Origin of the sequence: Massilia litorea, from assembly GCF_015101885.1 — a bacterium.
In the GTDB taxonomy this organism is placed as follows: Bacteria; Pseudomonadota; Gammaproteobacteria; order Burkholderiales; family Burkholderiaceae_D; genus Telluria; species Telluria litorea.
Genome location: NZ_CP062941.1, coordinates 4,143,421 through 4,166,828 on the forward strand (window position 1 = coordinate 4,143,421; position 23,408 = coordinate 4,166,828).

At 67.4% G+C, this 23,408-nt stretch carries 22 protein-coding genes and 1 pseudogene; 13 read left to right on the forward strand and 10 right to left on the reverse strand.

Annotated features, from left to right (window positions below; genetic code table 11):
* The first annotated feature begins 131 nt into the window (after nucleotides 1–131).
* The 8 genes and pseudogenes from gntR to LPB04_RS18725 all read left to right on the forward strand — a co-directional run bounded on the left by gntR (nucleotide 132) and on the right by LPB04_RS18725 (nucleotide 6,987).
* Nucleotides 132–1,193 carry an HTH-type transcriptional regulator GntR gene (gene gntR, locus LPB04_RS18690; RefSeq protein WP_193685995.1) on the forward strand — a complete coding sequence of 354 codons (1,062 nt, stop codon included), beginning with the start codon at nucleotides 132–134 and terminating at the stop codon, nucleotides 1,191–1,193.
* 181 nt (nucleotides 1,194–1,374) lie between these two features.
* A complete protein-coding gene (locus tag LPB04_RS18695) occupies nucleotides 1,375–1,902 on the forward strand; it encodes a gluconokinase (protein WP_227496474.1) in 528 nt (175 codons plus the stop codon).
* 25 nt (nucleotides 1,903–1,927) lie between these two features.
* Nucleotides 1,928–3,247, forward strand: a complete 1,320-nt coding sequence (locus LPB04_RS18700) for an MFS transporter (RefSeq protein ID WP_193685996.1) — start codon at nucleotides 1,928–1,930, stop codon at nucleotides 3,245–3,247.
* Nucleotides 3,248–3,266: 19 nt separating this feature from the next.
* A complete protein-coding gene (locus tag LPB04_RS18705) occupies nucleotides 3,267–4,334 on the forward strand; it encodes a porin (protein WP_193685997.1) in 1,068 nt (355 codons plus the stop codon).
* Nucleotides 4,335–4,367: 33 nt separating this feature from the next.
* Entirely contained in the window at nucleotides 4,368–4,703 is a 336-nt protein-coding gene (locus LPB04_RS18710; protein WP_193685998.1) for a universal stress protein, read from the forward strand.
* Between the two features lie 77 nt (nucleotides 4,704–4,780).
* Entirely contained in the window at nucleotides 4,781–5,623 is an 843-nt protein-coding gene (locus tag LPB04_RS18715; protein WP_193685999.1) for a universal stress protein, read from the forward strand.
* A gap of 79 nt (nucleotides 5,624–5,702) precedes the next feature.
* Nucleotides 5,703–5,993, forward strand: a pseudogene (locus LPB04_RS18720) (NAD(P)-dependent alcohol dehydrogenase); the annotation flags it as partial.
* Nucleotides 5,994–6,156: 163 nt separating this feature from the next.
* The gene (locus LPB04_RS18725) at nucleotides 6,157–6,987 is read left to right on the forward strand and encodes a universal stress protein (RefSeq protein ID WP_227496475.1); all 831 of its coding nucleotides are present in this window, start codon (nucleotides 6,157–6,159) and stop codon (nucleotides 6,985–6,987) included.
* 12 nt (nucleotides 6,988–6,999) lie between these two features.
* Here the strand turns inward: LPB04_RS18725 and LPB04_RS18730 are convergent, their stop codons facing one another.
* Nucleotides 7,000–7,587: an NAD(P)H-dependent oxidoreductase gene (locus tag LPB04_RS18730; protein ID WP_193686000.1), complete on the reverse strand. Its 588-nt coding sequence runs from the start codon at nucleotides 7,585–7,587 to the stop codon at nucleotides 7,000–7,002.
* A 385-nt stretch (nucleotides 7,588–7,972) separates the two neighbouring features.
* Between LPB04_RS18730 and LPB04_RS18735 the strand changes: the two genes are divergently transcribed.
* Genes LPB04_RS18735 through LPB04_RS18745 form a run of 3 tightly spaced genes read left to right on the forward strand, consistent with a single transcriptional unit; the run spans nucleotide 7,973 to nucleotide 9,689 of the window.
* On the forward strand, nucleotides 7,973–8,536 hold the full coding sequence (locus LPB04_RS18735) for a cytochrome b (RefSeq protein ID WP_193686001.1): 564 nt from the start codon (nucleotides 7,973–7,975) through the stop codon (nucleotides 8,534–8,536).
* The gene (locus LPB04_RS18740) at nucleotides 8,533–9,084 is read left to right on the forward strand and encodes a YceI family protein (RefSeq protein WP_193686002.1); all 552 of its coding nucleotides are present in this window, start codon (nucleotides 8,533–8,535) and stop codon (nucleotides 9,082–9,084) included. Before LPB04_RS18735 ends, LPB04_RS18740 begins: the two co-directional genes overlap by 4 nt.
* Before the next feature lie 29 nt (nucleotides 9,085–9,113).
* Nucleotides 9,114–9,689, forward strand: a complete 576-nt coding sequence (locus tag LPB04_RS18745; RefSeq protein ID WP_193686003.1) for a YceI family protein — start codon at nucleotides 9,114–9,116, stop codon at nucleotides 9,687–9,689.
* A 20-nt stretch (nucleotides 9,690–9,709) separates the two neighbouring features.
* Here the strand turns inward: LPB04_RS18745 and LPB04_RS18750 are convergent, their stop codons facing one another.
* From LPB04_RS18750 to LPB04_RS18780, 7 genes are all read right to left on the reverse strand, one after another.
* Entirely contained in the window at nucleotides 9,710–10,471 is a 762-nt protein-coding gene (locus LPB04_RS18750) for an ABC transporter ATP-binding protein (protein WP_193686004.1), read from the reverse strand.
* The gene (locus LPB04_RS18755) at nucleotides 10,468–11,319 is read right to left on the reverse strand and encodes an ABC transporter ATP-binding protein (protein WP_193686005.1); all 852 of its coding nucleotides are present in this window, start codon (nucleotides 11,317–11,319) and stop codon (nucleotides 10,468–10,470) included. Before LPB04_RS18755 ends, LPB04_RS18750 begins: the two co-directional genes overlap by 4 nt.
* 10 nt (nucleotides 11,320–11,329) lie before the next feature.
* Complete coding sequence (locus LPB04_RS18760) at nucleotides 11,330–12,211, reverse strand: ABC transporter permease (protein ID WP_193686006.1); 882 nt, start codon at nucleotides 12,209–12,211, stop codon at nucleotides 11,330–11,332.
* Nucleotides 12,208–13,260, reverse strand: coding sequence for an ABC transporter permease (locus LPB04_RS18765; RefSeq protein WP_227496478.1), 1,053 nt, complete (start codon nucleotides 13,258–13,260; stop codon nucleotides 12,208–12,210). The genes LPB04_RS18760 and LPB04_RS18765 overlap by 4 nt, the downstream gene beginning before the upstream one ends.
* Nucleotide 13,261: 1 nt before the next feature.
* On the reverse strand, nucleotides 13,262–14,878 hold the full coding sequence (locus LPB04_RS18770) for an ABC transporter substrate-binding protein (protein WP_227496479.1): 1,617 nt from the start codon (nucleotides 14,876–14,878) through the stop codon (nucleotides 13,262–13,264).
* A gap of 3 nt (nucleotides 14,879–14,881) precedes the next feature.
* A complete protein-coding gene (locus tag LPB04_RS18775; RefSeq protein ID WP_193686007.1) occupies nucleotides 14,882–16,036 on the reverse strand; it encodes a mandelate racemase family protein in 1,155 nt (384 codons plus the stop codon).
* A gap of 82 nt (nucleotides 16,037–16,118) precedes the next feature.
* Nucleotides 16,119–18,821 (reverse strand): TonB-dependent receptor plug domain-containing protein, encoded by a 2,703-nt coding sequence (locus LPB04_RS18780; RefSeq protein WP_193686008.1) that lies wholly within the window; start codon nucleotides 18,819–18,821, stop codon nucleotides 16,119–16,121.
* A 244-nt stretch (nucleotides 18,822–19,065) separates the two neighbouring features.
* On the opposite strand from LPB04_RS18780, the gene LPB04_RS18785 reads away from it, so the two are divergent.
* Nucleotides 19,066–19,809 (forward strand): FadR/GntR family transcriptional regulator, encoded by a 744-nt coding sequence (locus LPB04_RS18785; RefSeq protein ID WP_193686009.1) that lies wholly within the window; start codon nucleotides 19,066–19,068, stop codon nucleotides 19,807–19,809.
* Nucleotides 19,810–19,959: 150 nt separating this feature from the next.
* Here the strand turns inward: LPB04_RS18785 and LPB04_RS18790 are convergent, their stop codons facing one another.
* Complete coding sequence (locus LPB04_RS18790; protein WP_227496480.1) at nucleotides 19,960–21,111, reverse strand: glycerate kinase; 1,152 nt, start codon at nucleotides 21,109–21,111, stop codon at nucleotides 19,960–19,962.
* 90 nt (nucleotides 21,112–21,201) lie between these two features.
* Entirely contained in the window at nucleotides 21,202–22,095 is an 894-nt protein-coding gene (locus tag LPB04_RS18795) for a LysR family transcriptional regulator (RefSeq protein ID WP_193686010.1), read from the reverse strand.
* 116 nt (nucleotides 22,096–22,211) lie between these two features.
* Between LPB04_RS18795 and LPB04_RS18800 the strand changes: the two genes are divergently transcribed.
* Nucleotides 22,212–23,402 (forward strand): CaiB/BaiF CoA transferase family protein, encoded by a 1,191-nt coding sequence (locus tag LPB04_RS18800; RefSeq protein WP_193686011.1) that lies wholly within the window; start codon nucleotides 22,212–22,214, stop codon nucleotides 23,400–23,402.
* The last annotated feature ends 6 nt before the right edge of the window (nucleotides 23,403–23,408 follow it).

The following is a 23,408-nucleotide window of genomic DNA, read 5'->3' on the forward strand; positions in this document are numbered from 1 at the left end:
CCGGGGTATTCTACCAGTCCAGTGCGCGAGTGCAGCCATTCGCCAATTCCTGCGTCATTTGCCATAATCGTGCTCCAATACAAGTCATTCGCTTGATAACGCTACCAAATGTGGTCCGGAACCAGATAACGATGAGCAAAGCACAGACCCAACGTACCCGCGCCAGCGGCCGCGTCACGCTGGCCGAGGTGGCGGCGCGCGCCGGCGTCGGCACCATGACGGCCTCGCGCGCGATCAGCCAGCCGGAAATGGTGTCGCCGGCGCTGCGGGCCCGGGTCGGGCAGGCGGTGGCGGAACTGGGCTATGTGCCCAACCGCGCGGCGCGCGCGCTGGCCTCGGCCCGCTCGAAGGTGATCGTGGTGCTGGTGCCCTCGCTGTCGAATGCAGTGTTCACCGACGTCCTCGCCGGCATCCAGGATGCGCTGGAACCGGACGGCTACCAGATCCTGATCGGGAATACCCGCTATTCGGACGCCGAGGAAGAAAAGCTGCTCAACACCTACCTGCAATCGAGCCCGGACGGCATCCTGCTGTCCGGCCTGACCCACAGCCGCCAGGTGACGGAACTGCTCGCGTCCTCGAAGCTGCCGATCGTCTCGATGATGGACCTGGCGGGCGCGCCGGACGGCCAGCCCGCCGCCTCGTCCACGACCACGGCCGGCATGTCGGTCGGCTTCTCCCAGCTGCAGGCCGGCTACACGATGACGCGCTACCTGCTCGACAAGGGTTACAAACGCATCGGCTTCATGGGTGCGCAGCGCGACGAGCGCACCCTGAAACGGCTTGAAGGCTACCGGCGCGCCCTGCAGGAAGCGGGCAGTTACGATCCCCGCCTAGAGACCATGGTGGCCGACCCGTCGACGATCGCGCTCGGCGCCGAACTGCTGGGCCGCATGCTCTCGAGCACGCCCGATTGCGACGCCATCTTCTGCTGCAACGACGACCTGGCCCAGGGCGCGATCTTCCAGTGCCAGCGGCGCGGCATCGCCGTGCCGCGCCAGCTCGCCATCTGCGGCTTCAACGACCTGCCGGTGTCGGCCTGGATGAATCCGTCCGTCACCACGATCGCCACCCCGCGCTACCGGGTCGGCTTCGAGGCGGCCCAGCTGCTGCGCGCCGTGATCCGCGGCGAGACCCCCGCCGCCACCCGCATCGACCTCGGCTTCACCCTGATGGCCCGCGAGAGCGCCTGATTTCCTGAGCCCCGATCCGCCCTCCCGCCTTCGCCGCCGGGGGCGGCCGCCGCATTGCGCGCGCAATCCTTATGCGGCAGTGCAGCATAAATAGCACTTTACAAATTCATTGATCGGCGTAGACTCGCCTCCACTTTGGTAGCGCTACCAAACGCGCTCAACTTTTACTGGTGTCCCGACTATGCAAGAGCAACTCATTTCCAGTCCCGAGCCGGCCCGCTGGGTCGTCATGGGCGTCTCCGGCTGCGGCAAGAGCGAGGTCGGCAAGCGCCTGGCGGCTGCCCTCGGCGTCCGTTTTCTCGAGGGCGACGCCTACCACAGCGCCTCGAACGTGGCCAAGATGGCGGCCGGCATTCCGCTCGACGACAGCGACCGCGCGGACTGGCTGCGCACCCTGCAGGGCGAAATTGCCGATGCGGCGGCGCGCGGCGAAGGCCTGGTGCTGGCCTGCTCCGCGCTCAAGCGGCGCTACCGCGACCTGCTGCGCGCCGCCGATCCGGGCCTGCGCTTTGCTCACCTCACCGGTCCGCGCGAACTGATCGCCGAGCGCATGGGGGCGCGCACCGCCCACTACATGCCGGCCTCGCTGCTCGACAGCCAGCTGCGCGATCTCGAACCCCTGCAGGCGGACGAGGACGGCGTCCTCCTCGACCTGCGCAAACCCCTCGCCGATCTCACCGAGGACATCCTTCATCCCCAGGGTCGCTAGAACCCACCACCAACAGGAGACAGACATGACAACTACCCACAAACAGAACATCCCGCGCCGCCGCTGGGGCATCGGCGCCCTGCTCGGCATGGGCGTCCTGATCAACTACATCGACCGCATCGGCCTCTCGGTCGCGGCGCCGCAGATCAAGGAGATGTTCAACCTGACCCCGGTCGAACTCGGCCTGCTGTTCTCGGCCTTCGCCTGGTCCTATTCGCTGCTGCAGATTCCGGTCGGGATGGTGCTCGACCGCTTCGGCCCGACCCGGGTCGGGCGCTGGGGCGCCTTCCTGTGGGGCGTGGCCTCGGTCATCACCGCCTTCTCGAGCGGCTTCGCCGGCATCTTCGTGGCGCGCATCCTGCTGGGCGTGGCCGAGGCCCCGGCCTTCCCGGTCAGCTCCAAGGCCACCGGCTACTGGTTCCCGCGCCATGAACGCGGCATGGCCACCGCCATCTTCGACGCCGCCGCCAAGTTCTCGAACGTGATCGGCGTGCCGCTGGTGGCGCTCACCGTCGTGACCTTCGGCTGGCGCTGGGGTTTCGGCCTGACCGCCGCCCTGAGCTTCATGTACTTCATCGCCTTCTATGTCCTGTACCGCGACCCGAGCGCCGACGAGCGCCTCTCCAAAGTCGAACTCGACTACATCCAGCGCGGCGGCGCGGCCCCCGAAGGCCCGGCGGAGGCCGGCGCGGTCAACATGCTCGGCTACCTGCTGACCAAGTCGAAAGTCTGGGGCCTGACCATCGGCTTCGCCGCCTACGGCTACACCTTCTACCTGTTCCTGACCTGGCTGCCCGGCTACCTGGTCGAGTCCATGCACATGAGTATCCTGAAGTCGGCCGGCTTTGCGGCCATCCCCTGGGCCTTCGCCACCCTGACCGACCTGTTCGTGGGCGGCTGGCTGATCGACCACCTGATATCGAAAGGCAAGGACGAATCGAAGGTGAGGAAAGCCGTGCTGGTGACCGGCATGACCTTCGGCCTGGCCGTGTTCGGCGCCACCCAGACCACCGATCCGGCCTGGGCCATCTTCTGGATCTCGATCGCCCTCGGCGGCCTGGCCTCGGCGGCGCCGGTCAGCTGGTCGCTGCCCTCGCTGATCGCACCGAAAGGCGGCGCCGGCACGGTCGGCGGCATCATGAATTTTGCGAACAACCTGATGGGCGCGGCCGCACCGATCGTGACCGGCATGATCGTCGGCGCCACCTCCTCGTTCACGAATGCCTTCTTCGTCGCTGGCGTCATCCTGCTCATCGGCATCGCCTGCTTCGTGTTCGTCCTCGGGAAGATCGAACCGATCCCCGATCCTGCACCACGCACCATCGCTCCCGTTCCAGCAGCCTGATTCATACAAGAAGAAAACCATGACGTTCACACTCAAACCTGTCGTTTTTTGCGCCGCCATCCTTTGCAGCGGCGCGGTACTCGCTGACCCTTCGTCGGTCGCATTCTACGGCGTCGTCGACATGGGTATTTCGGTCGACGGTGGCGGCGCCGCCGGCACCTCGACCCGCGTCACCAGCGGCATGGCCACCCAGAGCCGCTGGGGCTTCCGCGGTAACGAGGAACTCGGCGGCGGCCTGGCCGCCTTCTTCGTGCTCGAAGGCGGCATCCACGCCGACAACGGCACCTCGACCCAGAACAACACGCTGTTCGGCCGCACCTCGATCGTCGGCCTGCGCGGCAAACTCGGTTCGGTGAGCATCGGCCTGCAGGACACCCCGCTGTTCACCGTGCTCAACGTCGTGGTCGACCCGCTGCGCAACGGCATCGTCCGCTCCAACAACCTGATGCCGCCGACCGGCTTCCGGGCCTCGAATTCAGTGCTGTACCGCAGCCCCGACATGAACGGGTTCACGACGGCGCTGATGTATGTGGCGGGCGAAGTGCCGGGCAAGGCGTCGGCCAGCAGCGCAGTCGGCGGCTCCTTCAACTACAGCCGCGGTCCGCTGAACGCCAGCATCGCCTTCCACCGCAAGAACAACGACAGCGCCACCGTGGGCGGCACCGACCCGGCACGCAACCTGCTGCTGGGCGCGAACTACAATTTCGGGCCGGTGCGCGGCTACCTCGGCTACGAAATCAACCGGGGACCGAACAGTGCGCCGCTCAACAACAGCGCGGCGCTGTTCGGCGGCCTGCCGCCGGTGCCCTCCACCGACAGCCACGACCTGCTGCTCGGGGCCTCGATCCCGCTCGGGGCAAGTACTGTGGTGCTGACCGGCGTGCATGCGAACGACCGCACCCTGCGCAACCAGGACGCGAACCAGTTTGGCCTGGCCTACATGTATGCGTTCTCGAAACGCAGCGACGTCTACACGTCCTACGGCACCATTCGCAACCATAATGGTGCCGCCTACACCGAGGGCAACAGCGAGGAGCCGGGCACGGGCAACCGCCAGTTCGCGATGGGACTGCGGCACCGGTTCTGAGGCGCGACCCGGCGCACGGTCGACAGCCGCGACGTGGTGGTCGGCGACCTGTGCGTGATCGGCGAAAGCGATTGCGCAAGACCAGGCCACCGGTCCCGACCTGCTTCCTGGCTGGCGCGCCACGGGATCGATGCCGCGCTCAGCGCTGCGTCGCCGGGTCTCGAAGGCGGCGCGCCCCTGCCGTCGCTGGCGGCCTACCTCGGCGCGGATTTGCTGGTGATGGGCGGATATGGCCGCGCCCGACTGGGCGAATTGCCGGCGGGCGGCGCACCAGGCAGCAAGCAGAGTTGCACGCGCCTGTCTAGTTCCCGGCGCAAATTTCATTCAAATAATCGGAGGGATTTGATCTGGATCATGGCTATTGAATGACACGGGCGTGAGACTGTAGCATGGCGCCGTTTCGCCGCCGGGCTGCCCTTTCACCCGTTCATCTCTTGAGCCGACCCATGCGTTACAAGACCGTCCTTGTCCACGCCGACCTTTCGCGCCATGCGCCCGCCCGCATCGGCCTAGCGACCGCCATTGGCGCCGAACACGGCGCGCACCTGGTCGGCGCCGCCATGACGGGGGTGTCGCGCGCGGTCTTCCCCGACGGCTGCGACGCCCGGCCGGGCACACTGCTGGCCGGCTATGTCGATCCGCTCGTGCACAGTGCGCGGGAGGCGCTTGCACGCTTCGAAGACATCGCGCGCAGCCGCGGCGTGTCCCACGAAACCCGGCTGATCAGCGACCAGGCGCCGGATGCGCTGGCACTGCTGGCGCGCTTCGCCGACCTGGTGGTCGTCAGCCAGGATGACCCCGACGAGAGCCTGGGCTACCTGCCGCCGGCGCTGCGCATGCCCGATTACGTCGTGGTCAACGCGGCATGCCCGGTGCTGGTGGTGCCGCGCGTGGACCTGGCGCCCGCCCCTGCGCGCCGGGTCCTGCTGTGCTGGAACGGCAGCCGCGAAGCTGCGGTGGCGATGGCGGCGGCCCTGCCCCTGTTGCAGCGCGCCACCCATGTAAGCCTGGCTGCGTTGACGTCCGTGTTTCCGAACGAGTTCGCGAGCGCGGCGGAACTGGACGATGCGCTCGCCTTCCTCGGACGCCACGCGGTGCGCGCCGTGCCGTCACTGCGCGACCCCGGCGGCGACACCGGCCGCGCCATCCTCGGCCTGGCGACCGAACTGGACTGCGACCTGGTCGTCATGGGCTGCTTCGGCCACTCACGCTTCCAGGAACTCCTGCTCGGCGGTGCAAGCAGGACCGTCTTGCAGGAGGCGGCACTGCCCGTGCTGATGGCCCGCTAAGCCCGCACGCAAGGACTACAGGGAGCGCCGTCCGCCTCGCCCTTCGCACCTTCAAGACGAACACCAGCAGGAGAACATCATGCCGGACATGAACGCAGCCGACTTCACCGGACCCGGCGAAGCGGTCGTCAAGATCACCATGACCACCAACTGCGGCACCGACGTCCACATCCTGAACCTCGACGGCCACCGGGCCCAGTGCGGCGGGCACGCCATCGGCGGCTGGCGCTTCGGCAACTGCATCGACGGCTGCCAGGCCGGGTACGTGCGGGTGTCCTGCGCCATGGCCAACCTGGCGCCGCATCCCGACGGCCTGAGCGACGAGCAGCTGCAGATGTGCCCGGACATCATGGACGCCGTCGCCGCCGGTCCCCCGGAAGGCTCGACCTGCAGCCGCTGGTCGCTCACCGCTTCCGCCTCGGGCAGGTCGAGGAAGCCTGTGACTTGTTCGCCCAAGGGCGCGATGGCGTTCTGAAGGTGGCGATCGTGCCCTGAGTGACCCGATCTGAACACAACGAAAGAAAGGACCCGCCATGTCCATGTACAAGACGATCGTCGTCCACGTCGACGACGCCTCCCACTTCGAGGCCCGGCTGAGGGCCGCCGCCGCACTCGCCGACGCGCACGATGCGCACCTGGTCGGCACCGCCGCCACCGGAATGTCGGTCGCCGCCTACGCCATGCTGACCGGCTCGATGGGGGCGATGCCGGGCGACGAGTTCGACTCCCTGCGCGCGAGCGGCAACGCGAGCCTGGCCCGCTTTGCCGAACGTGCGCGCCAGCTCGGCGTCAGGTCGGCCGAGGGCCGGCTGGTGGAGGACGAGAGCCGCGCCGGGCTGCTGCTGCAGTCGCGCTACGCCGACCTGATCGTGGTCGCCCAGGACAGTCCCGACGCGCCGGCGGTGCGCGGACTGCCTCAATACCTGGCGCTGCATGGACCGCGGCCGGTATTGACCGTGCCGGCCGGGTATGCCGGCGAACCGATCGCCGACAGCATCGTCGTCGGCTGGGACGGCAGCGTGCCCGCCCTGCGCGCGATCGATGGCGCCATGCCGCTGCTCACCCGCGCGCGCAGCGTGCGCCTGGCGCTGATCAATCCGGAACGCGAGGTCGGCCTGCACGGCGACGAGCCGGGCGCCGACATGGCCTTGTACCTGGCGCGCCACGGCGTGCCGGTCGACGTCGTCGTCGAGCGCACGGAGTGGCCCCCCGGCGAAGCCCTGCTGCGCATCGCGCACGACAACGATGCCGGGCTGCTGGTCACGGGCGCTTTCGGCCACAGCCGCTACCGCGAGATCGTGCTCGGCGGCGCCACCCGGGTACTCCTCGAGCGTGCACCGATTCCGGTACTGTACGCGCATTGAGCATGCCGGCCGTCAGCGCGCCGCCGCCCCAAGCCGGCGCAAGGGTGCGCACCAGCGCTCGACCTGCTGCGGCGTGAGCGACGCGGCGCCGCCCACCACGCACGTGCGCACCGGCCGGATGCCTGCAAAGCCGAGGATGTTGCGTTGCAAGGCCTTCAGGCTGTGCGCCCGGTAGAACCAGCGGTACAGTACCGCCGGCATGCCCATGGTGACGATCACGCGCGCGCTGCGCCCGCCCAGCAGCCCGGCGCGCAGGGGATTGCGGCTTTCCGCTGCGATAGCGAAGCCCGGCCGCGCCACCTGTTCCAGGAAGGCCTTGAGCAGCGCCGGCATCTCCCCCAGCCACAAGGGATACACGAGCACCAGGTGGGTCGCCTGCATGATCTGCTCCTGGACGGGGGCGAGCGCGGCCGGCACGCTGCCATGCTGCCATTCCTCTGCGCTGCGCAGCAGCGGAAAGTCGATCAGCGCGGGTTCGACCGTCTCGACGGCGTGGCCGGCGCCGCGCGCACCGTCGGCATAGGCCTGCGCCAGCGCGTGGCACAGGTGCCGCTTGCTACGGTCGGGATGCCCCTGGATGATGAGGATGCGCTGTGCCATCACGGCGCCCCGCGCGGGTCCCGCGGGTCCAGTATGCGGCCGACACTGCCGGTGCGCGCGCAGGCACCGATGAGCGCCACGGAATCGGGCGTGAAAAAGTGGTCGAGGTTGCGGATACTCATCTGGCGCTCCCGGTGCCTGCCGCCTGTGGCGGCCCCAGGTCCCAGCTTACGTCGACAGCCGGCCACTCGACAAGCCGCCCCTTGATTCGCATCAAATATCTCGAGAAGGAAGGTGAAACGCGCCGTCCTGTCAGCGCAGCCACGGCAAACATGGCGAATTGGATCATTAAATGGAACAGTGTTATCCGAACGGATAGCTTACTCTCGCTTTGCGGAACAGATAAAGTGCTGCCATCGCAAATGATTTGACAGGCAGCAAGTCCATGAAGGCATCGACACCCCAGCGTTACAGCCCGACCGCCATTGCCCTGCACTGGCTGGTGGCGCTCCTGATCGTCGGCACCTTCACGCTCGGCCTGGTGATGACCGACATCCCCGGCCTGACGCCGACCAAGCTGAAGTATTTTTCCTGGCACAAGTGGGCCGGCGTGACCGTGCTGCTGCTGGCCGCCCTGCGCCTGCTGTGGCGCCTGCGCACACCGGCGCCGGCCTATCCGGCCACGATGCCGGCCTGGCAGCACCTCGCCGCCCACGGCACCCACGCCTTCCTCTACCTGCTGATGTTCGGCGTGCCGCTGTCCGGCTATTTCTACACCCTCGCCGCGGGCGTACCGGTGGTGTACTTCGGCCTGTTCCAGCTGCCTGTATTGATCGAACCGGACCTGGCCCTCAAGCCGGTGCTGAAGGCCGTGCACTACTGGCTCAACATGGGCATGGCGGCCCTGGTCTTCATGCACGTCGCCGCCGCCCTGAAACACCTCGTCGTCGACCGCGACGGCATCACGCAGCGCATGCTGCCGTTTTCGAAAGCAAAGGAAGTCCAATGAAATCCCTGCGCCGCCTGGCCCTTGCGGCCGCCATCGTCCCGTTGTTCGTTCACGCTGCGCCGCTCAAGCTCGACGCCGCCCGCAGCAATGTGAGTGCCGTCTTCAAGCAGATGAACGTTCCGGTCGAAGCGAAATTCAAGCAGTTCAATGCCGTCATCGATTACGACGCCAAGCGTCCCGAAGCGGCGAAGGCGCAGGTGAACATCGCCACCGCCAGCCTCGATATCGGCGACCCCGAATACAACCGCGAAGTCGGCAAGAAGGAATGGTTCGACAGCGCCCGCTTCCCGCAGGCCAGCTTCGTCTCGAGCGCCATCAAGCCGGCCGCCAATGGCGCCTTGACGGTCGCCGGCAAGCTGACGATCAAGGGCAAGACGGCCGACGTCGCCTTCCCCTTGACCGTGAAGACGGAGGCCGGCAAGCAAATCTTCGAAGGCCAGATCCCGATCAAGCGCCTGGCCTTCGGCATCGGCGAGGGCGAGTGGAGCGATACCGGCATGCTCGCCAATGAAGTCACCATCAAATTCCGCGTCGCAGCGGCTAACTAATCCATTACCAACCAGAGGATCTACACAACATGAACATCAAGCACATCGCCGCCGCCATCTTTGCCCTGACCGCCGCCACCGGCGCCATCGCCGCCGACACCTATGCCATCGAGCCGAACCACACCTTCCCGAGCTTCGAGGCGGACCACATGGGCGGCCTGTCGATCTGGCGCGGCAAGTTCACGAACACGAGCGGCAACATCGTTCTCGATCGCGCAGCGAAAACCGGCAGCGTCGACATCACCATCGATGCCAGCACCCTCGACTTCGGCCACGCCAAGATGAGCGAGCACGCCAAGGGTCCGGACATGTTCGACGTCGCCAAATTCCCGACCGCGACCTACAAGTCGAAGTCGATCACCTTCAAGGGCGACAAGCCCGTGTCGGTCGACGGCGAGCTGACCCTGCACGGCGTGACCAAGCCGGTCAAGCTGAGCATCAACCAGTTCAAGTGCATCCAGCACCCGATGTTCAAGCGCGAAGTCTGCGGCGCCGATGCTTCGGCCAGCTTCAACCGCAGCGATTTCGGCATCGACTACGGCGTGCAAATGGGCTTCAACCCGACCGTCAAGCTGGCGATCCAGGTCGAAGCGCTGAAGCAGTAAGCTCTGCCCGCTCCGCCCGCTCAGGCCGCGATCGGCCTGGCGCTGAAATTGCGCGTGGCCTCGACCAGCGTGCGCGTATAGGGATGCACGCTGCTGCCGTCGACCAGGGCGGCGCTGGCCTGGATGTCGACGATGCGCCCCTCCTGCATCACCGCGACGCGGTTGCACAGGTGCACCAGCACGCCCAGATCGTGCGTCACCATCAGGTAAGTCAGGCCATCGCGCTCGCGCAGTTCGGCCAGCAGGTTCAGGATCTCGGCCTGCACCGAGACGTCCAGCGCCGAGGTGGGCTCGTCGAGCAGCAGGATGCGCGGCTCGAGGACCAGGGCGCGCGCGATCGCCACCCGCTGGCGCTGCCCGCCCGACATCTGGTGCGGATAGCGGTAGCGGAACGAGTCGTTCAGGCCGACCCGCGCCAGGATGCGCGACACGCGCCCGTCGATATCGCCGATCCTGTGGATGCGCAGCGGTTCCGACAAGGCCGTGTCGACCGTATGGCGCGGGTGCAGCGAACCGTAGGGATCCTGGAACACCATCTGCATCTGGCGGCAACGCGCGCGGTCGATGCCGGGTTTCAAGGCCTGGCCGTCGATACTGGCCTTGCCGGTCCAGTGCGGGTACAGGCCGGCCAGGCAGCGCAGCACGGTGGTCTTGCCCGAGCCGGACTCGCCGACCAGGCCGAAGGATTCTCCTTCTGCCACCGAAAACGACACGTCGCTCAGCACCTTGTGGGCGGCGGCGCCGGTCCCGAAACTCAGGTTCAGGGCATCGACTGCAATCATGCTGCTTCCTCCGGGGTGAGCCACAATGGGTCGCGCTGCAGCACCGGCAGCACGGGCCGGCGATGGTCCATGTCCGGCAAGGCGGCCAGCAGGCCGCGCGTGTAGGGATGGCGCGCATTGTCGAGGTCCGCGGCGGCGATCGATTCGACCACCCGGCCGGCATACATCACGAGCACGCGGTCGCAGAAGCTGCGCACCAGGTTCAGGTCATGGCTGATGAAGATCAGCCCCAAACCGCGCGCGGTCACCAGTTCGTCGAGCACGGCCAGCACCTGGGCACGGACCGAGACGTCGAGCGCGGAGGTCGGCTCGTCGGCGATGACGATTTCCGGTTCCGGGATCAGCATCATCGCGATCATCACGCGCTGCCCCATGCCGCCCGAGATCTCGTGCGGATAGCTGTCGTAGACCCGCTGCGGATCGCGGATGCGCACCGCCTCCAGCATCGCGATCACTTTGTCTTTCGCCTGCGCGCGCGGCATTTTGCGGTGCGCCAGCAGGGCCTCGGCGATCTGGTGGCCCACTCTCATTACCGGGTTCAGCGAATATTTCGGGTCCTGCATGATCATCGACATGCGCCGCCCGCGTATCGCCCGCATCGCCTTTTCGTCGGCCCGCAGCAGGTCGGTGTCGCCGAAGCGCAGCACCTTCGCATCGATGCGGGCGCTGGCCGGATGGAGTTTGAGCAGCGCGCGTCCCACGGTCGACTTGCCGGAGCCGGATTCGCCGACGATGCCGAGCTTTTCGCGGCCCAGCGTGAACGACACGTTGCGGACCGCGTCCACCATCCCGTCGCGCGTCGCGAAACGCACCCCGAGTTCCTGTACATCGAGTTTGAGCTCGTTCATCGTCATCCTTTCAGCTGCGCGGATCGAACACGTCGCGCAGGCCGTCGCCCAGCAGGTTGAAGGCCAGGCTGACCAGCATGATCGCCGCGCCGGGCATGGCCACCAGCCACCAGCACTCCATCATGTAGCGGCGCCCGGCCGAGATCATGGCGCCCCACTCCGCCACCGGCGGCTGCGCGCCCAGGCCGAGAAAGCCCAGGCCGGCTGCGGTGAGGATGATGCCGGCCATGTTCATGGTCAGGCGCACCACCACCGAGGACAGGCACAGGGGCACGATGTGGCGCAACAGGATGCGCAGCGGCGAAGCGCCCTGCAGCTGGACCGCGGCGACGAAATCGGCCTTGCGCAGCGAACGGGTCTCGGCGCGCGCGAGGCGCGCGATCGGCGGCCAGGCAGTGAGCGCGATGGCGATCACCGCGTGTTCGAGGCCCGGGCCGAGCGCCGCCACGAAAGCCAGCGCCAGGACCAGGCTGGGGAAGGAAATGAAAATGTCGGTCACGCGCATGAACACGGTGTCGACCATGCCGCCGAAATAGCCGGACACCGCGCCCACCGCCAGCCCGACCGGCCCGACCACGGCCGTTACCAGGGCGACGATGTACAGCGTGGTGCGGGCGCCGTGGACGACGCGGCTGAAGACGTCGCGGCCGTACTCGTCGGTGCCGAACCAGTGGACGCCGTCGGGTGCGCGCAGCGCCATCGACAGGTCCTGAACCAGCGGATCGTGGCTGGCGATCAGCGGTGCGCACAGGGCGACCGCGACCAGCAGCAGCACCACCAGCGAGCCGGCCAGGGTCATGGGATTGTGCAGCAGGTGGCGCGCCGCGCGCAGCAGGCTTTCGCTGCGCGCCTGCGCCGGCGTGTAGGTAATCGTCAGGGAGGTAGTCATCATTTCATCCGCGGATCGAAGATTTTATACAGCGCATCGGAGACCAGGTTCAGGGTCACGAAGATGATGCCGACGATGAGTACGCAGCCCATCACCGCGTTCATGTCGCCCAGCAGCAGGCTGTTGGTGAGGTATTGGCCGAAGCCGGGCCAGGCGTACACGGTTTCGATCAGGACCGCGCCTTCGAGCAGGCCGCCATAGGCCAGCGCGACGATCGTCAGGAGCTGGACCAGGATGTTGCGGAAGGCGTGCTGCCACACCACCCGCCATTCCGGCAGCCCTTTTACGCGCGCCGTCAGCACGTATTCCTGCGACAGCTGGGCCAGCATGAAACTGCGCGTCATGCGGCTGATGAAGGCCATCGAATGCAGGCCGAGGATGCAGGCCGGCAGCGTGATGTGCTTGACCGCGTTGCCAAAGGCCGCCCAGTTGCCGGCCAGTGCGGTGTCGACCAGCAGCAGCCCGGTCGCGCGCGGCACCACGCCGTCGTATTCGAGCGCGATGCGCCCCGAGCCGCCGACCCAGCCCAGCCAGGCGTAGAACACCAGTAAACCCATCATGCCGAACCAGAACACCGGTACCGAATAGCCGGACAGGCTGATGACGCGCACCACGTTGTCGCCCAGGCCGCCGCGCCGGGTGGCGGCAAACACGCCGAGCGGCACGCCGGCCAGCGCGCCGAGGACGATGGCCAGTGTGGCCAGTTCCACGGTGGCGGGAAACACCCGCGCGATGTCGGCGGTGACGGCGTTCCCGGTCAGCAGCGAGGTGCCCAGGTTGCCGCTCCCGAGTTCGGCGATATAGCGCCCGAACTGCACCCAGACCGGCTGGTCGACCCCGAGCCGGGCCGCCGCCTCCTTGTACATCGAGGCGTCCGCGTCGGGGCCGACCAGCGCCAGCACCGGGTCGACCGGCATCACGCGGCCAATGAAGAAGGTCAGCACCAGCAGGCCGAGCAGGGTCAGCGCGGTGCTGGCCAGGCGGCCGCGCATGGCGCCGGCGCGGGCGCGCCAGCGGGCCAGGTCGGGTCTCCAGGAGGTAGTCGAGGCCATCTCAGTCTTTGTAAACATCGCGCAGGTGGGTAGTGGCCGAGGGGTGGCCGATGTAGTTGTGAACGCGCTTGCTCAGCACGACCGTTTCGACCATTTGCGAGACCGGCTGGATGGCGCCGACTTCGCGTTCGTAGCGCTGCTGGATGCGGCGGTACATCTCGTCCTGCACGGCCGGGTCGCGCTCGCGCACCGCCTCCTCGATCAGGCGGTTGATCTCGGGATCGTGGAAACTGGTACGCCAGCCCTGGAAATTGGTCAGGCGGGCGGCGTCGCTGTTGTCCGGGTTGTAGACCAGGGCGCGCAGGTTGGCGTGCGGATGCGGTTCGACCCCGCCGCCGCCGCGGCCGACGATGATCTCGAATTTGCGCTCGCGCATCGCGCCGTAGACCTGGTTGCCGGTGCCCGACAGGATTTTCGCGTCGATGCCGGCCAGCGCCAGCGTGGCCTGCAAGGAAGTGGCGATGTTGATCAGCGGCGGATCCGACATCACGCGGATCGTGGTGCCGAAGCCTTTCGGATAGCCCGCCTCGACCAGCAGTTTTCTGGCGGCCGCCGGGTCGAGCCGGTAGCCGGGATCGGGCAAGGTGGCCGCCAGGCCGATCATGACCGGCCGCTGGTGGCTGACGCCGTAATTCGGCATGATGGCCGCGTTGATGCCCTGGTAGTCGATCAGGCTGCGCAGGGCGAGCCGCACCCGGCGATCGGCAAAATGCGGATCCTTCATGCTGACGGCCACATAGTAGGAGGTGCCGCGCAGGACCGGCTGCACCACCACGCCCCCATGTTTTTTGAGCGCCTCGATGTCGGGACCGGCCATGCCGGCGGCCAGGTCGACGTCGCCGCGCTCGATCATGAAGCGCAGCGACAGCGATTCGCCGATGTGGCGCATGACCACGCGCCGCAATCTGGCCGGCCCGCGCCAGTAGCCGTCGAAGCGGTCCAGCAGCATGGCGTCCTTGGCGCGCCATTCGGTCAGCGCGAACGGACCCGAACCGGCGGCGTGGGTCAGCAGCCAGGCCGCACCGAGGTCGCCGTTCTTCTGGTGCGCCATGACGGCCTGGCGATCCAGAATCGCCGCGCTGACCGAAGTGGCGAGCGTATAGAGCACCATGCGCGGATCGGTCGCTTCCGGCAGGTCGATGCGCAGGGTGCGCGCGTCCTCGGCGCGGATCAGGCGCTCGACGTTGGCGGCCTTGAAGCCGTAGCTTTTCCAGGGCGAGGCCATTGCCAGGTTGAGTTTCAACACCCGGCGCAAGGACCAGGCCGCGTCGTCGGCCGTCAGCGGGTTACCGGACTGGAAATGCACGCCCTCGCGCAGGGTCAGCGTGAGGCTCATGCGGTCGGGGGCGATCTCCCAGCGTTCGGCCAGCGCCGGCCGCACCTGGCTCAAATCCTGCGGATCGAGTTCGACCAGGTAGTCGTACAGGTTGGCCACCACCCCGAGCACGTCGTTGCCGGTGGCGCCCGCCGGGTCGAGCGACAGCAGGTTGTTCATGTTCATGCCGATCACCAGCTGGTCCTTCGGGGTGGCGGCGAAGGCGGCCATGCAGGCCACCGCCCCCACCACCGCCAATCCAGCCTGCACCGCCCGGCGCAGCCATGCGATCATCTTGTTCATCGCTCAGTAGGTTTCCACGGTATGCGCTTCGATGTAGCCGAAGTTGATGTCTTCGCCCAGGCCCGGCTGCTGCGACAGGTGGACGAAACCGTCGGCATCCATCGGGTCGGCCAGCGAATTGAGGTAGGCCGGGACCTGGTCGTAGTCGAGGAAGGGGTGCAGCAGGCCGCGCTCGTACCACTGGCAGTTCTTGATCGCCGCCGTCACCGCCAGGTTGGCCGCGCCGTTGCCATGCACTTCGCAGTTCATGCCGAAGGCGTCGGCCAGCGCCGCCACTTTCAGGGTCGGCGTAATGCCGCCCACGCCCGGCACGCCGGCGCGCAGGATGTCGCAGGCGCCGGCCTTGACCCAGTCGGCGCGGCTGTGGTGCTTGCCGGCGATCGATTCGGGCCCGACGATCGGAATATCGAGCTGGCCGGCAAGCCAGGCATAGGACGCGATGCTTTGTTCGTTCATCATTTCCTCGAACCAGGCGAAGTTCAGGCGCTCGAGCGCGCGTCCGATGGTCAGCGCGTCGGTACGACTGTACCAGTGGTAGCCGTCCAGCATCAAGGCAATGTCCGGGCCGACCGCCTCGCGCACCGCGGCGCAGGCCTTGATGTCCATCGAGACGTTGGGCGCGAACGACACCGGCGGCATCCAGGTGTGCAGCTTGATCGCCTTGTAGCCGCGTTCGACCAGCTTGACGGCGAAGCGCGCGTAGTCGTCGGGCGTGGACAGGCCGCCTTCGAGCTGGTCGCCGCACATCGTGCTGCCGTAGGCCGGCACCTTGTCGCGGTAGGCGCCGAGCAGTTTATATACCGGCGTCTTCAGCGCGCGGCCGGCCAGGTCCCACAGGGCCTGCTCGATCACGGCCAGCGCGCGGTCGGTCAGCTGGCCGGCGCTGCCGCGTTGCCAGTGTTCGAGGTCCTGCCACAGGCGCTCGCGGTCGAAGGGGTCCTGCCCGATCAGCACCTTGCGCGCGAAGGCTTCCAGGATGTGCGGGCGGATCACCTCGACCGGGCCGAACGCATGGCCGCGGTGGCCGTCGTCGGTGGTAATGGTGAGCATCGCCATCGTCACGCGCTTTTCCGGGCCCGGGTGGGAATGGCCGGCGCTGTCGCTGGTACGGCTGCTCAGGTAGTGGAACACAGTTCCCTGGACGCGTTCAATTTTCATCTGCTGCTCTCAAAATGGTCAAAAAACGGCCGGGCGGCGCACGCCCGGCCATGCACTTACAGGTCCGTATTACAGGTCCGTATCACAGGTCATAACTCAGGCGCAGGTTCCAGGCGCGGCCGATCGGGCTCGACACGTTGTTCGCGTAGCCGGTCGCGTTCGAGTTGGTCGCCGGCGGCCTGGTGTCGGCCAGGTTGCTGACGCCGACCAGGATGGTGGTGTGGGGAATGCCCTTGTAGCCGGCCGTCAGGTTCCAGATCGAATACGAGCTGATGTCGCGCCGGAACTCCGGCAGCACGTTGTTCAGGTCGTGGTAGCCGGTGTTGTAGAAGTTGGTCAGCTGGCCGAACCAGTCGGCCCTGTTCCACGACAGGCGCGCCGTGTGCTTCCAGCGGAAGGTGTAGGTCGGGGCCGAGCTGACGTTGCCCGAACCGATGGAACCGAACCGGCCCAGGTTCGAGATCCATTCGCCTCCCTTCTCGTTCTGGGTCTGGAAGCGGGTCACATAGGTGCCCTCCAGCCCGACCCGGAAGTCGCCCAGTGGATTCCGCGGGAGCTTGTACTGGAGGCCCAGGTCGATGCCGCTGGTGCGCAGGTCGCCCAGGTTGTCGGTAGTGTCCTTCACATAGGCGAGCGAGCCGTCCGGGTTCCTGACGAACAGGTCGGCGTACTTGGCGGTGTTGGTGAAGATCGCATTCTGGGCCAGCACGCCGATGCTGTTCCGGACGCGGATGTCGTACCAGTCGACCGAAACGGTGGCGTTCCGGATCGGCTCGACCACCACGCCGGCGGTCAGGTTGCGCGCCTTCTCCGGCTCCACGTCCGGGTTGCTGCCCTGCTGGATCGGCAGGATGGCATTGCAGACCACCAGCGGATTGGCGCCGGCGACGGCCGTGCCGGTGCCGGGCACGCCCATCCGTCCACCCGGGCACAGGAGCGGGTCATCCCACCTGGCAGTGGTCAGCGCGGTGGCGCCCGGAAGCCGGTAGCCGTAGCGGTCGAAGATGGTCGGGGCGCGAAAGCCCGTGCTGGCCGAGCCGCGCAGCATCAGCAGCTTCGTCGGCTGCCAGCGCACGGTGAGCTTCGGGTTGACGGTGCTGCCGAAGTCGGAATAGCGGTCGCCGCGCACTGCCAGGCCGACGTCGAGTTCCTTCGTGAACGGCAGGTCGAGCTCGGCGAAGGCGGCCGCGATGTTGCGGCTGCCCCTGGAGTGGCTCGGCATGCGGTTCTGGTACGGGACCAGGGCGTCGCCGTCGAGCGAGCGGTCCTCGTCGCCGTCGTGGTGGAATTCGGCGCCAGTGGCGAGGGTGAGCGCGCCGCCGCCCAGTTGAACCAGTTCGCGCGTGAAGGTGGTGTCGACGCCCGTGTACACGTTGGTCGTGTGGCGGATCTGGTTGCCGTCGACCGAGATGCTTTTCAGGTAGTCGAGGCCCTTCGCATCCTGGGTGCCGAAGGGATTGAGGATGCCGTTCAGGACACCGGCGTTCAACTGCGGGCCGTTCAGGTAACCGCGCACGAAGTACGAGTCGCGCCGGCCCGCCGCGTACACGAAGCCGAGACGGTAATCCCAACCCAGGGCCTTGCCCTCGTCGGCCAGCACCAGGCGCATGTTCTGCTGCTCGTCGTCGGCGATCGCCGGGCCGAGTTCGGCCACGCTCCAGGATACGTTCAGGGGCGAACCGTTGATGCCGGCGATGGCCGGCACGCCGGCGCTTCCGCCTGGATAATACGGGCTGCTCGGCGTGATCTTCATGGTCACGCCGTTGAAGCCGACGCTGGTCGTCGGCGCCTTCTGCGTCTTGATGTGTTCCTTTGCGTAGAGCAGCTCGGCGGTGAACAGCTTGTCGTCGCCGTGGCGCAGGCTGCCCTTGCTGAAGAAGGTGGTCTGCGCATTGCCCGGCAGCGCCAGGATATAGTTGGCGCTCAGGGCGCAGGTATTCTTCGGCGCGGGTACCGAGTACGGCGCCGTGCAGCCTTTCGAATAATACGGATTGCCGGTGATGCCGGTGCTGGGCGAGAAGATGTTCGCCGGCTGCGCATAGGTGCCGGTACTGAGCTTGGGTGCGATGCCCAGGCTGGCCAGCTGTTCCGGGCTGCTCAGTTCCGGGCGGTCGGCCGAGTCGAGCGCGCTGCGCTTGTGATGGTCGACGGTGGCATAGACGTTCCAGCCGTCTTCGGCCAGCGAGCCGACGCCACCCAGCACCGACAGCCGGTATTCGCGCCCGCCGCCCGAGCGTTCCGGCTGCACGGTTTGCGCCGTCACGTTCAGGCCCTTGAAGCTCGGGCGCGTGATGAAGTTGAGCACCCCGCCGACGGCATCGGCGCCGTAGGTCGAGGAAGCGCCGTCGCGCAGCACTTCGGCCCGGCTCAATGCGCTCATCGGGATCACGTCGACGTTCACGAAACCGTCCGAGATCGGCTCGTTGGCCAGGCGCCGGCCGTTGAGCAGGACCAGGGTGCGGTTGATGCCGATGCCGCGCATGTTGACGTTGGTGCCGGCGCCGGCCGACGAGGGCACGTTGGTGGCGCCCACCGGCAGCGAAGTGACGACGTCGGCAACCGTGGTCAGCGCGCTGTTGGTCATCTCCTCCGCCTTGACGGTGGTGACGGGCACCGCCTGCTCGCTGGCGACGCGCTTGATGCTGGAACCGGTGATTTCGACTTTCTGCATCGGCGCGGCCGGCGCGGCCTCCTGGGCCGCGGCCGCGCCGGCCAGGCTGAGGACTGCAAGGGCGACCGCGGTCGCCAGGATGGTACGTCGCTGCGGTGGGCAATTCTGGTACATACTCTCGTCTCCTCCGTTGGTTTAGGTAGGCATGTGTCCTTGCGCCGGCACCTGGCGCGATCGGCGCGGTGTGCGTGCCACCCGGACCGGCCCGGCTCGGACCTGCTGGTGGAAACGGCGGCTGGCGATGCGGTCAATGCCGCATTTCTCTTGCCAGTCGTCAGACAACTTACGACCGAGTATAATCACATCATTTTGGAATAGCAAGCATCTCGACCGTCTCATTTTTTTCACAAAAGCATCCATGAACGACACCCATCCCCTCCCGGCCCGCAAGAAGGCCCGTACCCTGGCGCACAGCGTAGTGGCCCATATTTCGGACATGATTCGCGACGGCCGCATCGCGCCGGGCGAGAAGATTCCCTCCGAGGCGGAGGTGATCGCCACGCTCGGCGTGAGCCGTTCGGTGGTGCGCGAAGCGGTCTCGCAGATGCAGGCCGCGGGCCTCGTCGAGACCTTCCAGGGCATCGGCACTTTTGCAGTGGCGGGCGCGCCCCAGCCGATGGGCATGGCGACGGAAGGCGTCGTCACGATGAAGGACGTGCTCGCCCTGCTCGAGCTGCGCATCAGCCTGGAGACCGAAGCCGCGGGGCTGGCGGCCAGCCGCCGCACCGACAGCGACCTGGCCAGGATCCACGCCGCGCTGGCGCATTTCCTCGCGCTCTGCCGTTCCGGCGCCGAGACGGCACAGGCCGATACCGCCTTCCACCTGTCGATCGCGCATGCCGCCGACAACCGCTTCCTGTACGACACCCTGAACCACCTGGGCACCAGGCTGCTCCCCGAAGCGCGCAAGAACACCGTCCAGTTCACGCGCGATGCCCCGTCGGTGTACATCGAGCGGGTGACGCGCGAACACGACGACATCGTGACCGCGATCGTCCGCCGCGATCCCGAGTCGGCGCGCGCGGCGATGCGCACCCACCTCAGCAACAGCCGTGAGCGCCTGCGCCGGGCTTACGAGGCCCATGAGGCGAAATCGGGCTGAGAAAGTCTTTCAAATCGCCAGATACTCGTCAGACGTCTGATTAGTGTTCGTGCATTTTCGCCTTTTCTCCTGAACTGGCAGCAACAAAAAAGGGCTCGCCACCGAAGTGGGCGAGCCCTCTTGCCTTGCGTCTGGAGTTCGCGCAGGCGCCTAGCCCCGGCTGTGCGCCTTGCCGAACAGCGCGGCGACCTGCCTGCCCGCGCGTTCCAGCAGCATCCCGGCATTGCGCATCGCGTAGTCCAGGCTCACCGGCCCGGGCTGGATAGAGAAGCAGCCGTCGAAGGCCGCTTCGAGGGCCGGGTCGAGTTCGACCGCGCCCGACAGCAGGGTCACCGGAATCCCGCTGTCACGGGCCAGGCGCGCCACCATGGCCGGGCCTTTACCGAGCAGGGTTTGTCCGTCCGAGCGCCCTTCCCCGGTGATGATCCAGTCGTAGTCGACCGCGCCGGGCGTCAACCGGTGCGCCTCGAGCACGAACTGCGCACCCGGGCGCAGGCTGCCGCCCACCACCGTCACGGCGAACCCCAGGCCGCCGGCGGCGCCCGCTCCGGCGGCGCGACTCAGGTCGTCCCCCAGCAAGGCCGTGCAGCAACGGGCGAAATGCGCCAGCACGGCATCGGCCTGCGCCAGGTCGCCGTATCCCTTTTGTCCGCCGAATATCATGCTGGCGCCCTCGGGCCCGTTGAGGGGACTGGTCACGTCGGTCAGGCCGATCAGGTGCAGTCCGCCCAGCCATTCGGCACCGGGCCGGCGCTCGACCGACTGCACCCGCATCAGGTTGTCGAAGACCGGATCGAGCTCGTTCCCGGCTTCGTCGCGACACACCAGGGCCAGTTCCGCCAGCATGCCGGCGCCGGCATCGTTGGTCGACGATCCGCCCAGGCCGAGCGCAATCGTCGTGAAGCCGCGTTCGTGGATCGCCCGGATCGCCTGGCCGACGCCGCGCGTGCTGCGTGCGCCCGGCGCTGCGACGGCCGCCGGCAGGCCGACGATCTCGGCGACGTCGAGCACCGCGAAGCTGCCCAGCGCAGGGCTGGTGCAGGCCGCGAAGGGCACGGCGATCGTGGCGCCGTTGGCGTCCCGCACACTGACCTGCAGCCAGGTCCCGCCCAGCCCCTGGGCGATGGCGCTGGCGGACCCCTCGCCGCCGTCGGCAATCGGGGCCTCGCTCACCAGCGCGCCGGGGATGGCGGCGCGCACGCCGGCGGCGATGCTGGCGGCGACGGCGCTGGCCGGCAGGCTGCCCTTGAAGGAATCGGGGGCGACCAGCACCCGCAGCGGTTTGCGTTCACGCGACATCATGTAATTCTCCTGAATGGACGATGATCATAGGGCAGGCGCGCCCGGGCCGGGATTGCCGATTGCTCCAGCTGCTTTTCCGGATCGGCAAAGCTAGCCCCCATGGCGCAAGTGGTCGAGCAGCTTGAGCGCCTCCGGGGCCAGCGAAGCGCGCGCACGCACGCCCAGCCACAGCGAACGCCGGGCCCAGGCGTCGGTCAGGCGAATCGCGTGCAGGCCCGTGTGCTCGGGGCGCACCGCGCCGTCGGGCAGCACGCCGACGCCCAGCCCGGCTTCGATCATGCGGCAAATGCCGTCGAAGCTGCTGACCTGGATCCGCAGGCGCAAGGCCTTGTCGAGCGAGGCGGCGGCGTCGGTCACGCGTTGCAGCAGCGAGCTTCCCGTGTTCAGGCCGACCAGGTCGTATTCGAGCGTCTCGGAAAACGAGATCTCCGTCAGCGCGGCCAGCGGATGGTCGGCGGGCACGACCACCATCAGGTGATCGCGCCGGTACAGGTATTTTTCCAGGCTGGGCGCGGGCACGTTGTCAGCAAAAATACCGAGGTCCGCCTCGCCCGCCGCCACCGCCGCAATCGATTCGGCGCTGACCTTTTCCTCCAGGCTGAGGCGAATCAGGGGCTCCTCGCGCACGAAGGCGGCCAGGTCGCGCGGCAGGAACTGCGTGACCGCCGAGGTGTTGGCCCAGATCCGCACATGGCCGCGCACGCCGATGGCGAAATCGCCCATCGCATCGGCCATCCGGTTCACCGAATCGAGCACCGCGCGCGCGTGCTGCACCAGCTCCGTTCCCGCCGGGGTCAGTTCCAGCCCGCGCGGATGGCGGATGAACAGGCTGCAGTCGGCGGTGCGCTCGAGTTCCGCGATGCGCTTGCTCAGCGCCGACAGCGTCATGTGCGACTTGTCCGCCGCACGCGTCAGGCTGCCGGTGAGCGCCACGTGCAGGAACACGCGCAGGGACTGCAGGTCGAAGTGGCCGGGATTGATCATGGGGGCATCGGTTCGCTTTTCCGAAATGGAAAGGGTCCTTGAAGAATAACCGATTTCCAAACGGTTCCGCCAGACCTACTATCGATCCGACAACGTGAACAATCGAGGAGACGACCATGACGAAACCCCTGCAAGGCTTGCGGGTCATCGAGCTTGGACAACTGATCGCCGGGCCCTTTGCCGGCAAGATGCTGGCCGAATTCGGCGCCGAGGTCATCAAGATCGAACCGCCCGGCAGCGGCGACCCGCTGCGCAAGTGGCGCCTGCTGCACGAAGGCACCTCGGTCTGGTGGGCGGTGCAGTCGCGTAACAAGCAATCGGTGTCGCTCGACCTGCGCACGCCGGAAGGCCAGGACGTCGTTCGTACACTGGTGCAGGACGCCGATGTCCTGATCGAGAACTTCCGTCCCGGGACCATGGAAGCCTGGAACCTGGGCTGGGAGGCCCTGCATGCGATCAACCCGAAGCTGGTCATGCTGCGCGTGTCCGGCTATGGCCAGACCGGCCCTTACCGCGACCGTCCCGGCTTCGGCGTGGTCGGCGAAGCCATGGGCGGCCTGCGCCACCTGAGCGGCGAACCCGGGCGCACGCCGGTGCGTGCCGGGGTCTCGATCGGCGACTCGCTCTCCGCCCTGCACGGGGTGATCGGCGTGCTGCTGGCCCTGCGCCACCGCGACCAGAACGGCGGCGAAGGGCAAGTCGTCGACGTGGCGCTGTACGAGTCGGTCTTCAACATGATGGAAAGCCTGTTGCCGGAATACTCGGTGTTCGGCACGGTGCGCCAGGCTGCCGGCAGCAGCCTGCCGGGCATCGCCCCCACCAATGCCTACCTGTGCGCCGACGGCAAATACGCGCTCATCGCCGGCAACGGCGACGGCATCTTCCGGCGCCTGATGGAGGTCATCGAGCGGCTGGATCTGCGCGACGACCCGGAGCTGGCCCGCAACGACGGCCGCGTCAGGCACGTGGCGCGCCTCGACGCGGCGATCGGCGCCTGGGCCGCCGAGCGCACGCTCGACGAGGTACTGGAGCGCCTCAACGAAGCGCGCATTCCGGCCGGCCGCATCTACGACGTCGCCGATATTGCCGCCGACCCGCACTACAAGGCGCGCGAGATGATCCTCGACACCCAACTGGCGGACGGCACGCCGGTGCAGGTGCCCGGCATCGTCCCCAAACTGAGCGCGACCCCGGGCGAGGTGCTGCATGCGGCACCGGCCCTGGGCGAACACACCGATGCGGTGCTGGCCGACATCGGCATCGATTCCACCACCCGCGCTGCCTGGCGTGCGCGCGGCATCATCTGAAGGAGC